Source organism: Holdemanella porci, from assembly GCF_009696075.1.
Classification (GTDB): domain Bacteria; phylum Bacillota_I; class Bacilli_A; order Erysipelotrichales; family Erysipelotrichaceae; genus Holdemanella; species Holdemanella porci.
Window position 1 is genome coordinate 1 of sequence record NZ_VUMR01000009.1, and the last position, 12,933, is coordinate 12,933.

Annotated in this window: 12 protein-coding genes and 2 tRNA genes; 6 read left to right on the top strand and 8 right to left on the bottom strand. The window is 35.0% G+C overall.

Features of this window, described 5'->3' with window-relative positions; translation table 11 throughout:
- Positions 1-271 precede the first annotated feature (271 nt).
- Positions 272-1,186 carry a nucleotidyltransferase family protein gene (locus FYJ55_RS02885; protein ID WP_154555561.1) on the bottom strand — a complete coding sequence of 305 codons (915 nt, stop codon included), beginning with the start codon at positions 1,184-1,186 and terminating at the stop codon, positions 272-274.
- Positions 1,187-1,255: 69 nt separating this feature from the next.
- On the bottom strand, positions 1,256-2,080 hold the full coding sequence (locus FYJ55_RS02890) for a DegV family protein (protein WP_154555562.1): 825 nt from the start codon (positions 2,078-2,080) through the stop codon (positions 1,256-1,258).
- Between the two features lie 148 nt (positions 2,081-2,228).
- On the opposite strand from FYJ55_RS02890, the gene FYJ55_RS02895 reads away from it, so the two are divergent.
- The 4 genes from FYJ55_RS02895 to FYJ55_RS02905 all read left to right on the top strand — a co-directional run bounded on the left by FYJ55_RS02895 (position 2,229) and on the right by FYJ55_RS02905 (position 4,410).
- A tRNA-Glu gene (locus tag FYJ55_RS02895) sits at positions 2,229-2,304 on the top strand.
- Between the two features lie 151 nt (positions 2,305-2,455).
- Complete coding sequence (locus FYJ55_RS10970; protein WP_229771053.1) at positions 2,456-2,728, top strand: SLC5/6 family protein; 273 nt, start codon at positions 2,456-2,458, stop codon at positions 2,726-2,728.
- Positions 2,729-2,947: 219 nt separating this feature from the next.
- Entirely contained in the window at positions 2,948-3,808 is an 861-nt protein-coding gene (locus FYJ55_RS10975) for a sodium-dependent transporter (protein WP_229771054.1), read from the top strand.
- A gap of 65 nt (positions 3,809-3,873) precedes the next feature.
- Positions 3,874-4,410: an LOG family protein gene (locus tag FYJ55_RS02905; RefSeq protein ID WP_154555563.1), complete on the top strand. Its 537-nt coding sequence runs from the start codon at positions 3,874-3,876 to the stop codon at positions 4,408-4,410.
- A 19-nt stretch (positions 4,411-4,429) separates the two neighbouring features.
- Here the strand turns inward: FYJ55_RS02905 and FYJ55_RS02910 are convergent, their stop codons facing one another.
- The 3 genes from FYJ55_RS02910 to FYJ55_RS02920 are packed head-to-tail and all read right to left on the bottom strand — an operon-like array spanning position 4,430 to position 8,389.
- Positions 4,430-6,283 carry a PTS mannitol transporter subunit IICBA gene (locus FYJ55_RS02910; RefSeq protein ID WP_154555564.1) on the bottom strand — a complete coding sequence of 618 codons (1,854 nt, stop codon included), beginning with the start codon at positions 6,281-6,283 and terminating at the stop codon, positions 4,430-4,432.
- Between the two features lie 23 nt (positions 6,284-6,306).
- Entirely contained in the window at positions 6,307-7,068 is a 762-nt protein-coding gene (locus FYJ55_RS02915) for a DeoR/GlpR family DNA-binding transcription regulator (protein ID WP_154555565.1), read from the bottom strand.
- Between the two features lie 58 nt (positions 7,069-7,126).
- The gene (locus FYJ55_RS02920) at positions 7,127-8,389 is read right to left on the bottom strand and encodes a zinc-binding dehydrogenase (protein ID WP_154555566.1); all 1,263 of its coding nucleotides are present in this window, start codon (positions 8,387-8,389) and stop codon (positions 7,127-7,129) included.
- Between the two features lie 158 nt (positions 8,390-8,547).
- On the opposite strand from FYJ55_RS02920, the gene pfkB reads away from it, so the two are divergent.
- Together pfkB and FYJ55_RS02930 are read left to right on the top strand one after the other, a co-directional pair.
- Positions 8,548-9,459 (top strand): 1-phosphofructokinase, encoded by a 912-nt coding sequence (gene pfkB, locus FYJ55_RS02925; protein WP_118116101.1) that lies wholly within the window; start codon positions 8,548-8,550, stop codon positions 9,457-9,459.
- 347 nt (positions 9,460-9,806) lie between these two features.
- Positions 9,807-9,882 (top strand) — tRNA-Glu (locus FYJ55_RS02930).
- Positions 9,883-9,952: 70 nt separating this feature from the next.
- On the opposite strand, the gene FYJ55_RS02935 is transcribed toward FYJ55_RS02930, so the two are convergent.
- The 3 genes from FYJ55_RS02935 to FYJ55_RS02945 are packed head-to-tail and all read right to left on the bottom strand — an operon-like array spanning position 9,953 to position 12,912.
- Entirely contained in the window at positions 9,953-11,317 is a 1,365-nt protein-coding gene (locus FYJ55_RS02935; protein ID WP_154555567.1) for an MATE family efflux transporter, read from the bottom strand.
- Positions 11,318-11,353: 36 nt separating this feature from the next.
- Positions 11,354-12,193: an ROK family protein gene (locus FYJ55_RS02940; RefSeq protein WP_154555568.1), complete on the bottom strand. Its 840-nt coding sequence runs from the start codon at positions 12,191-12,193 to the stop codon at positions 11,354-11,356.
- A complete protein-coding gene (locus FYJ55_RS02945; RefSeq protein WP_154555569.1) occupies positions 12,190-12,912 on the bottom strand; it encodes a GntR family transcriptional regulator in 723 nt (240 codons plus the stop codon). Before FYJ55_RS02945 ends, FYJ55_RS02940 begins: the two co-directional genes overlap by 4 nt.
- Positions 12,913-12,933: the final 21 nt, after the last annotated feature.

The window sequence follows — 12,933 nt, forward strand, 5'->3', positions numbered from 1 at the left end:
AAGAAAACAATGGACTACGTTTCACAAGGTTAAAAGGCTTGAAGAAAAACCAACAGAATGCTTGGTTGATTTTTGCGTGCCATAATCTGAAGAAAATGTCCCTTTGGAGAGGAAAATATAGAAGAAAGCCATCAAAAAAATTCAATATATCCTTCAAAATATACAAAAAAAGACAATTTCATTTTGAAAATTGCCTATATACAATAAAAAGCCTATGTCCTTACGAAAAGGTATAGGCTTTTGTCAACAATCTGAAATAGGACAAATCGTCCTATTTCCATAATTTTTCAGGATATACACCATCTTCAATTAACTGTTTAAAGGCATTTTGTACATATTCCTTATCTTCAGCATATGTTACACCAAACCATTTATCATGCGTTTCAAGTACCTTCACATTGATACGATCTTCCCTCAATAATTCAGCCACAATATTTGGAAGCAAATACTCCTTCTTCATCGGATTATCTGAAATATTGGATAAGAACGTACTAAAATCCTTTTCTAAATAGTCTAAGAAATCTGGATAACCAGCCCACATATTCATAGAAACATTACTTTCTGGTTTTGCCCAAGCCTCCACTTCCGGATTATCACATACGATTTTATCCCCTTCAGCCTTGATTCCAGTTGTTTCATAAACTTCTTTTAATAAATTATTATCATCTACTTTACATACACCACGAGTTACAGTTCCATTCTCACTTAAAGTGTTCTTTAAAATGAATCCAGCCATGCCCATGTCAAATTCTTTTCCCATTTTCGCATGTTCAACCAAGAAATCATGTAACTTCACAAATGCTTCTTTTCCATAATAATCATCCGCATTAATAATCACATATGGTGTATCCACAACACTTTTCGCACATAGTACAGCCTGCCCTGTTCCCCAAGGTTTTGTACGACCTTCAGGACAAGTAAATCCTTCTGGTAAATCATTAATATCTTGGAATACATATTCTACATCCATATAATTTTGGATACGATTACCTATTACTTCTTTAAATTCCTCTTCAATATCCTTACGAATAATAAACACGACTTTATCAAAGCCAGCTTCTTTCGCATCATAAATTGAGTAATCCATAATGATTTCTCCATTTGGACCCATTTTAGCTAACTGTTTGATTCCACCACCAAAACGAGAACCAATTCCAGCAGCCATAATAATTAATGTTGTTTTCATATTATCAAAAACTCTCCTTGTCAATCCGTATATCCATTATACTAAAATGTATACACCTTCACAAGTTGACTATAGTTTAGATACGAAACAAACACCAAATGCATTTGGTCCAATATGAACTCCAATTGTTGAACCAATACGAACACGATTCACATCTAAATCCAGTTTTGATTCTAATTTTTCAACATTCTCTAAACCATATGAATACAATGTATAAACTGGATACAATGTATCAACAATATCTGAATGCATCTTTTCACATACAACACTCGTTGCCTTATTTACACCACGTGTCTTACCGGCAACCACAACTTCTCCATGGTCTACACAAATAATTGGTTTAATACTTGCTAAAGTTCCAATAGCTGCTGCTGTCTTAGAAATTCTTCCACCCTTAGCCAAATATTCCAATGTATCTAAACCCGCATAAATATGCACATGCTCTTTTAATTCTTCTAAGCCAGATACAATATTTTCAACACTTCTATTTTCATCAATCCATTTTATTGCCACTTCACATAGTAAGCGAATTCCAGCAACCGCAGTTAATGTATCTACAATATAGATATTTTCATAATCCACCATGTCTTTTGCCAGACAAGCACTTTGATATGTTCCACTTAGCTTACTCGATAAAGATAAACAAATCAATGTCTCTTGTTTCTTCTTCACTTCTTCAAAGATATCTAAAAATTCTTGTGGTGATGGTTGTGATGTTTTAAAAAATTCTTTTGAATTCATCATCTTCTCATAAAACGTTTCCTTATCAATATCAACACCATCCAAATAATTCTTTCCTTCAATCTGAATTTGTAATGGCACAAAATATAAATTTTTATTTCTAATCTCTTCTTGCGTATAATCACTTGCTGAATCTACTAATAATCGAATCATATTTTTCTCCTTAGTTAACTTAATTAACTGTTCACATTATATACTATTAAAACTTTCTGTCAAATATTTTAAAAAAATACTTGCATTAATTAAAATCATGTAGTAATATAAGTGAGCACTTGTCAAGAAAGACGAGTTTCATATACATGGCGCGTTGGAGAAACGGTTAACTCACATGCCTTTCACGCATGCATTCACGGGTTCGAATCCCGTACGCGTCACCATTGTTAAAATAAAGTCCGTAAGGACTTCTTTTTTTATTCAAAACACATTTTTCAGAAATGTTAAGAAATTCAACATTTATTTTTTCATAAAATTGTGTAAACCCTTTCATAGATGATTTAATCTAAATCATTGTGAAAGGGTGTTTATATTATGCACAATAAACATAGTACATTTTCTGGCAAATTAGGATTTGTCTTGTCTGCCGCAGGAGCCAGTGTTGGCCTTGGTAACATTTGGCGATTTCCTAATTTAGCCGCAAAATACGGAGGAGGAATCTTCCTACTTGTTTACATTGTTCTGGCCTTAACTTTTGGTTATACAATGATCATAGCCGAAACAACACTAGGTAGAATGAAAAAGAAAAGTCCAGTGGAAGCTTTTCATACTTTCGCAAAGCCAAAGTTTGCATCATTTTCCGGATAGATCAATGCCATTATTCCAATTTTGATCGTACCCCATTATTCTGTAATCGGAGGTTGGGTCATCAAGTACTTATTCGAGTATTTAAAAGGTGATGCAAAATTACTTGCCACAGATACATATTTTCAAACTTCATTTCAAACGGAGTATCTACAAAAATATGTTTTATACTCTTTACTTTATTTACACTCGCCATCATTTATGCAGGTGTTCAAAACGGAATTGAAAGAGTATCCAAATTTATGTGTCGTATTATCTGTAATCATTGCAGGATATTCAATCAGTCGACCTGGTGCATTTGAAGGTGTTAAATGTTTCTTAATTCCTAATTTTGATAATTTTTCATGGATGACCGTAGTAAGTGCTACGGGACAAATATTCTATTCCTTATCCATTGCGATGGGTATCTTGATCACATTTGGTTCTTATATGAAAAAAGAAGTTTCCATTAAAGATTCAAAAGAAAACGTAGAAATTTTCGATACAGCCATTTTGATTATGGCAGGATTGATGATTATTTTAGCTGTATTCTCTTTTTCAGGTGAAGATATGGAAATATTAAAAGCTGGACCATCCTTAATGTTCATCACAATCCCTAAAGTATTCGCAAGTATGAGACTAGGTACAGGCATTGGTATCATATTCTTCTTGTTGGTGTTATTTGCAGCTATCACAAGCTCTATTGTGCTAACCGAAAGTGCTGTATCCACATTCCAAGATGAATTACATTGGTATAGAAAAAAATCTACAATCATTTTAGGCATTATTATGATTGGGTTAGGAACACTATCATGTTTAGGTTATGGTCCATTGTCAAACGTAACAATCATCGGAATGCAATTTTTAGACTTCTTTGATTTCTTGAAAAACTCAGTCATGATGCCAATCGCTGCCATTGCGATTTGTATCTTTGTTTCAATAGTTGTTGGATTAGAAAAAGTCGAAGTAGAAATCACAAAAGATGGAAATTCATTCAAACGTAAGAAAATATTCAATTTCATGATTCAATACTTATGTCCAATTTTCGCATTCATTATTTTATTAAGTTCAATTGCGAACGAATTTGGATTTATTTCCATGTAAGCTTAGCTTGTGCTAAGCTTTTTTTGTGCACAATTTTAATGTAAACTAATTGCAGGAGGTAGTTTATGAACATTACAGTATATTTAGGATCGACCTATGGAAATGATCCAGACTTTAAGACAAAAATAATAGAATTAGGAACATGGATTGCCAAAAACAATCATACATTGGTGTTCGGTGGATCTAAAACCGGATTAATGGGAGAACTAGCCAATAGCACATTAAATGCGGGTGGCAAAGTTATTGGTGTAGAAGCACAAATGTTTGTGGATGAAGGTGTCCACATGGATAATCTTACCAAGTTATACATTGAAAAAGATATTGCCGATCGAAGAACAAGAATGATTGAACTTGGTGATGCTTTCATTGCCTTTCCAGGTGCAACTGGAACATTAGAAGAAGTCAGTGAAATCTTATCAAAACTTTCACTGTACCAACTTGAATGCCCATGCATTTTCTATAATGTGAATGGATATTACGATCATTTTAAAGCATTCCTACAACACATGATTGATTGTGAATTATCCACACCAAAGCAGCAACAAAACATCTATTTCTTAGATTCAATCGATGAAATCGCAAACAAATTAAAGGACGAGTAAATTTTCTCGTCCTTCTTTATTATGATAATTGTTTTAATATCCACTCTTTATCATTCGTTGTCTTCATTTTATTAAGTACGGTCTCATCTTCAAGCGCCAAACATATTTTAGATAACACTTCCATATGTTCTCCACCCTTACCTGCAATACCAATCACAAGCTGTGCTTTTTCATCCCCAAACTGAATTCCATCCGGATATTGAAGCAATACAATACCTGTTTTATGAATCACATCATCACCATGTGTAGTGCCATGAGGAATAGCCAATCCCATACCAATATATGTAGTTACTAATTCTTCACGTTCTAACATAGCCGGTATATAAGCGCCATCCACATAGCCTAATTCTCTTAACAACTTACCAGCCTCTGTAATCGCTTCTTCTTTGGATACAGAAGGAAGGTTTAATTTAATTCCATCCAATTGAATAACATCTTCTTGAACCGGTTTTATTTCGTCCTCTTTCTTAACTGCTTCTGTCATAATCGAATCTCCAGTCGACAACTGGAAGAACAAATTATCTAAAGCTGGATCTGCCAAGAAGTTTGATATTGTAACTACTTTCGCAAAAGGTGCAGATTTTTTTGCACGCTCTACCAAAGTTTCTTGTACGACCGCAATATCACAATCCACTGGAATATTATCCACAGAAGTATTAATTACAGTTAAGTCTGGTCGCACACCTTTTAAACGGTTTCTAAATTTAGTAGCTCCCATTGCACTAGATCCCATACCTGCATCACATGCGAATACGATCTTACGAACCAAAGAAACATCTAATAAAGCTTCGCTTCTTCCTTTACTTTCAGCTTTCATAGACTGCATCTTTTTACTAGCTTCATCCAAATTCTTTTCCCCAGCAAGCTTAACAATTGGGCTTGCCACCAAGAATGATACGCCAGCCGCAATCAAAACACCTAATGCTGTCATGAACACAGAGTCTTTTTCTGCCATAGACAAGAAAGCAATAATTGAACCTGGACTTGATGGACCCTTCAATCCAATATGGAAAATAGAGTAAAAGGCAATTGCACAAATATTCCCTAAAATTGGAGCAACGATCACAACTGGATTCATCAAAATATATGGAAAATAAATTTCATGAATTCCACCTAAGAAATGGATAATAATAGCTCCGGGTGCAGAATCTTTCGTTGCTTTATCTTTCGCAAATAACCAATAAGCTAATAGTACACCTAAACCAGGGCCTGGATTAGCTTCCAACATATACATTATGGATTTGCCTGTTTGTGCAGCTTGTTCAGCTCCAATTGGTGTAAATATTCCATGGTTGATCGCATTGTTTAAGAACAAAACCTTGGCCGGTTCAATAAAGATTGCTACCAAAGGAATTAATCCCTTATTTACAAGTACATCAACTCCATATGTTAACACAGTCAAAACACCTGTCATAAAAGGGCCAATAATATAGTATCCGAATATCGCAATCAACATACCTAAAATACCGACAGAGAAATTATTGATCAACATTTCAAAACCAGCAGGCATATGTCCATCCATCATTTGATCAAATTTTTTAATTACCCAGCCAGAAAATGGTCCCATAACCATGGCTGCCATCAACATAGGTTGACCTTGGGTTCCACCAACACCGGCAATACATCCAATAATCGTAATCGATCCCATCACAAGTCCACGATCACCGCCAACCATTCTTCCTCCGGTTGCCGCAATTAATACTGGTAATAAATAAGTCAACATATATGGTTGAATCGATGCCAATTGTTCATTTGGTAACCATCCGTCCGCAATAAATAAAGCTGTTATAAATCCCCAAGCGATAAAAGCGCCAATATTAGGCATAACCATCGCAGATAAGCTTTTACCAAGCTTTTGAAGAGTTGTTTTCATAATTGTCCTTTCTTAGGACTTCTTTAATATACAGATAGTCCTCGTTTTTCACATTCTTGTTTAAAACTATCTGAAAGTAACGAATCACTGATCAATACATCCACTTGATCTAAATCACAAATTGTATATGTACCCTTTCTTTCCACTTTGCTAGAATCCATTAACACAATCACTTTTTTAGATCTTTCAATTGCCTTTCGCTTTAACTCACAATCCTCTAAAGATTCGCATGTAAACCCCGTATCTTTCGCATAACGAGTTACACCAATAAACGCAACATCGAAGTTGACCTTCTCTAAGCAGCGAAGTCCATCCATTCCGTTGACGCTAAAACTGCGCATATTTAGATTTCCACCTGTCACAAAAACTTTCGATTTAGAGAGTTTTGCCATCTCTATAGCACACGTTAAGCCACTTGTATAAAAAATATTATTTTGATTATTTAAAACATGCGCCAGCATTGTAGTCGTACTGCCTGAATCCACAAAAATTGTCTTAGCTGGTTCTACAAATGATAATGCCTTTTGCGCTATCTCTTTCTTTTCGTTTACATTCCGTCCGTAACGAAGTTTTAATACATCATCATTTCCAGAAACCACATCCATAGATTTGGCTCCCCCATGAATTCGAACAATTCTTTTAGCTTGATCTAAATATTTTAAATCTGTACGCAATGTCATTTCAGACACAGAAGGAAATTTTTCTTTTAATTGTGTAAAAGTTACCGTTTGGTTTTCATTCACAAACGCTACAATTTTGTTTCTTCTTTGATCCATTACTTCCATACAATACCTCCTGTATTTACTGTATTTAGTATACACAAGATTCTCGGTTTAATAAAATCTATTCTTGTTCAAAATGAGCTAATAAATATTCTTCGGCTTCAGGACACCACAATCCCTTATGAGCATCTACAATATCTGCCAACGCAGTATATCGATCATCTTTTTCTCCCATTTCTCTTAAATCTGTTAATGCAATCAATGGCATATTTAAATGCGTATAAATCAACTTCTTTCCGCCTGGAATCTTAGGTAAATTTAATGTTGTTTCTGCCGCTGCATTCAAACCACCAATATGCGTAACCATAACAGCTGGATCAATACGATTTTCTGCTGTTAAGCGTAAAGATTCAATCATATCATCTGTATTTCCACCTGTAGTTCCCATTACATGTGTCGAATTATAGTGAACATCGTAAAAATTCATTCTTGCACTAAACTGTTTGTCCGTAGGTCCCGCAAAGAAATTTAAACATCCATCACGACCTAATACAGCGCTTGACAATTCCACAACCGCTTCAACCGGTGCATAACAGAATACATCATCAAAACCAGTTCCACCTGTAATTTCTTTTAAGCCGGCTGCAGGATCTTCCATCTTTCCTGTATTCACGAAATGCAATTCAATTCCATCAGCTGCCGCTTCTTCAACTGGGAATAAGTGAGCTGCTCGATCTAATCTTTCTTGATTTACGTCCGCAACCACTACCATTTTAGGGCGAATATCTCTATGCAACGCATATGTTAATGCGCCAAGTCCCATAGGGCCTGCTCCTGCAAGAATCGCAAGTTTTCCATCTTTTTTAATTCCCATTTCATGTTTATACACACCCATATGTGTATGATAAGCTGCATTAAACGCTCCAATCGAACATGACATTGGTTCAGCTAAACTAGCTTCATAATACGCTTTACCTTTATATTCGAGTAAGCATCCTAGCTCCATTACTTCAGCTGGAATAATGCAGTAAGTGGTATCTCCACCAAAAAATTCATAAGAATAACCAGGTGACCACATCGTTCCTTTATAGTTTAATGCTGGTTGTAAAGTAAACTTCATTCCCGGTTTAAATTTGTCTTGATGCTTAGCACCAACCTTAATAATATCACCCGCCATTTCATGTCCCATAATAGCTGGATGGTCCGCAACATCTTCATGAACACGTTTATGATTCACCCCTAAGATGGCACATTTGTAAGTTGACATACAGACACTGTCTGAGACAACCTTTACTAAAATCTCATCTTCCTTAATTTCTGGTAATTCAAATTCGTCTAATCTTAAATCATTAGCTCCATGTAATCTCACTGCCTTTGCTTTCATTTCAAAAGTCTCCTCTCTCTATAAATTGTTGTTTCAAAAGCTACATCTACATAATAACCGAATTATTTTCATTGTCAACTGTTATTTCAAAAATATTTAACTTGCGAAACAACAATAAAAGGAGTATCCTATAATCAGTTAAAGAAAAGGAGATCATTATGATTTATACAATTACTTTTAACCCATCTTTAGACTATGTAATACAAGTCGATCATTTTAAGCCAGGCATCATTAATAAAACAAAATTCGAAGAAATCCTTCCCGGAGGAAAAGGCATTAATGTTTCAATTGTCCTATCCAATCTTGGACACGAAAGTACAGCCCTAGGTTTTATGGCAGGTTTTACAGGGGAAGAAATTGAACATCGATTAGAGAGTTATGGAGCTAAAACAGATTTCATTCATGTAAAGAAAGGATTATCTAGAATCAACGTAAAAATGAAATCAGATGAAGAAACAGAAATCAATGGTATGGGACCTGATATTCAGCCAGAAGACATTCAAGAATTATTCAATCAATTAGATGATCTAACAGAAAAAGATATTCTCGTTATTTCAGGAAGCATCCCAAGTACTTTACCAGATACAATGTATGAACAGATCATGGAACGTGTTCAGAAAAAGAAAATAAAAGTTGTTGTCGATGCGACAAACAACCTATTATTAAAAGTATTAAAATATAAGCCTTTCTTAATTAAACCAAACAATCATGAATTAGGTGAAATCTTTAATGTCGAATTAAACACTCGAGATGAAGTCATTCCTTACGCCAAAAAGCTACAGGAGATGGGTGCTCAAAACGTATTGATTTCTATGGCAGGACAAGGTGCAGTGCTTGTAAGTGATAATAATGAAGTGATTCAAAGTAAAGCACCAAAAGGAGAAGTAGTGAATTCTGTTGGTGCTGGTGATTCGATGGTTGCAGGTTTCCTTGCAGGATATTTAGAAACAAATGATTACTCAAAAGCTTTTATCAATGGTTTGTGTTGCGGTAGTGCAAGTGCCTTCCAAGTTGGTCTTGCGACTAAAGAAGATGTAGAAAACATAAAGAAAACTCTTAGCGAAAACTAAGAGTTTTTTCTTTATTATAGTAATCCAACAGCTGACGCTGCAATTGACAATCCGATGATTGTATAAAATATAATTATATTCCTATCAAATTCGTATGTATTATTGTCTACAAAATCACTCTGTAACTTTAATAACATCTGCCCATTATATACACAAATCGTTACTACCACTGCCTATTTAAAAGCTTTATAATCACGATGTTAACAAATAATTTCATCTTATTATTTTGACTCATTTAAGAAATGCAAAAAATATTTTTGATTTTTTTATTTTTTTTGCTTGCAATTAATATAAACTTATAGTATCATTTACTAGCACTTGTCAAGGAAGACAAGTTTAATATACATGGCGCGTTGGAGAAACGGTTAACTCACATGCCTTTCACGCATGCATTCACGGGTTCGAATCCCGTACGCGTCACCATCTTTCAAACTAAGTCCGAAAGGACTTCTTTTTTTTGCTTTTTAAATGGAAAAGCCTTCCTACAAGAAGGCTAAAGTTCATTGACTATATTATGTACCCATATTCCTTTTTTAACCAATGTGATTCCTAATACTGCCTTAGGAATATCTACACATTGCACCAATAAGTACACATTGAATATAGGTAAATTCGTAAAACGAGTTAAACATAGTGCAACCATAAACGAAAACATGAACGTATATCCACTATCGAAGAAGAAGGTAAGCAATGTTTTTCCTCCTGCACGCATTGTAAAATAGCTACTGTAATACAAAGAAATAATTGGAAGCATACAAGCCGAGACTCTTAATAAAGATGTTGCTAATGACTTTACTTCTATAGACGTATTATAGATTTGAGGAATAAAGGATGAACATCCAAACAATGCCACACCAATACCTAAACACATCATAAAATTCATAAATACCATCTTCAAATCATAGTCTTTGGCATATTCAATTTCACCAGCACCCAGTCTTTGACCTACTATAATTGAAATCGAATTTCCCATTGCATAACAAATAATCATAAAGAAATTGGTTACTGTTGTTGTAATATTGATGGCCGCCACAGCCTCAAGTCCTCTTGTTGAATAACATTGAGAAATAAGCGCAATGGATATCGACCACAATATTTCATTACACAATAGTGGAATTCCTCTTTTAACAACATTCTTAAATATATCACCCGATATCTTATCTAAACGCATCGCATCTCTTAAATATTTGTTATTATAGCCTGCCGCTACATTTATTCCCATCTCTACAACTCTTGAAATAACCGTACCAATGGCAGCACCAATAACGCCAAGTCTAGGGAATCCAAAATTTCCAAAAATTAAAATATAGTTGATACAAAAATTCACGATAACTGCAATCACACTTGCTTTCATCGGTAAAACTGTATTCCCCGTTTCTCTTAATGAAGAAGAATATGCTTGTGCAATCGCAAAAGGAATGAGTCCAATCAGCATAACATCCATATACTGCTTACCAAAGTTCAAAGTTGTCAAACTATCTGTCGGATCATCATTTAGATATAATGAAATCAATGAAGGCCCCAATACTTTAAAAATGCATATGGCCAATATTGAAATTAAAATGCCAAGCAACATTTTAATTCGGAAACAATTGTGTACACCGCCCCTGTTTCCACGTCCATAAAATTGTGCCAGAAATATTCCAGCTCCTGACATTGCGCCAAAGACGCTCACATTAAATACTTGAAATAACTGATTTGAAATAGATACACCACTCATAGATAGTGTTCCTAATTGTCCAATCATAATGTTGTCTAATAAACTGGCAAGATTGGTAAACCCGTTCTGTATCACAATCGGAATACATACAATCAAAACCATTCGATAAAACTTCTTATCTCCAATTAACGATTTCATGTCCTTCCCCCTCTATGTAAGAAATGCCGAGAACGCTTAATGATTCTCGACATTTCTTTTGTAGTAACACAATGCACCTAATAAATTTGCATCATTGTTAAATTTACAAGCTTTGATAACAGGTTTCTCTAATGTTGTAAACCATTGTGTCAATCCTATCATATTTTCTTCGATACACGCAATGAGTTTAGGCTGTGCCGATATACCTCCACCAATCAGAATTGTATCCACATCTAACAGCAACTGAAGATTGTTTAACATCCAAGCCAAATTTTGGCAATATTTGTTAAAACCTGCATATACTTTTTCATCATCTAAATGATCAAAAAGTTCTTTACCCGTTAAACCCGTCACTCTTTCAAGACCATCTTTTCCAAAGCATGCAGCCATGGTATTCTTGAAAGTCTTTTCTGTATCCATATGCGCATCTGAATATTCACCTGCCAATAAATGTGAACCTTCATATACCTTATGATCAATCACTATACCCATCCCAATATATGTACCTAGAACCACAACCAAAGCATTCTTTGAATGTATCAAATTTCCAAATCCAAGTTCAGCCCACGTTGCACAACGACCATCATTTTCAATTGTCACTTTACAACCTTTAATTTCTTCCAACCGCTCCTTTAAAGGGTAGTTCGACAGAAAAGCCAGTTTACCAGTAATAAACGCCTTTGAATGATCTTCATTCAAGATTCCAGGCATACTGATCGCAATTCCAGTATATTCAAATGGTAAATCACAAATGGATTGAACGATTTTATCTGCCGTATCTAAAGTAGGATATCCCCCTTTTTGTTGGATATTCCCTGACGCATCGCATAATCCATATTTAATATTGGTACCCCCAATGTCGATAGTTAAAATCATAATTTTTGCGACGTTGAAATTGTGTAACTATATAAATCACCACGATAGTAACACATTGTATACTCTATCTTTTTCTTCTTTTTATCATAAGAGATACGCTTACGAGCTAAAACCGGCTGATCCTTACGTATTTTCAGAGCCAAACAGATTTCTTCACTCGGATTAATCGCAGAAAACTCTTCATCTATTCTTGTCGGTGCGCCAATCACTTCATAAATAGACTGTGTTTGTTCTTCCATATTCAAAGGTATATTCAAACTTAAAGGAAAATAAGACACAAAATACACCAATAACACATCATCTGCGGTACGAACTCTTCGAACGCAATACATCATTTCTTCGTCCAAGCCAAACAATTCTCTTGTAGCTTCATCCGGAATTTCTTTTGTGATGTGAAAAGACTTAGTTCCCGGCGTTCTTCCTAAAGCCATCATTTCGTCTGTAAAACTACGGATATGCGACAACTCCTCTTTGATTTTAGGCCTGTATGTCACAAACGTACCCTTGCCACGTCCACGCTTTACCATACCTTCCTGTTCTAATTCAAGAATAGCTTGTCTTGCTGTAATTCTTGAAACATCGTACATCTCTTGAATTTCCATTTCACTGTCAACGCGATCCCCTACAGCCAAGACTCCATCTAGGATATCTTTTTTGTAGAACTCCTTTATTTGCTTATAGTAAGGAAGATGACCCGACGTTGTATCCAACTTATGCATAATTTGATCTCCTTATATATT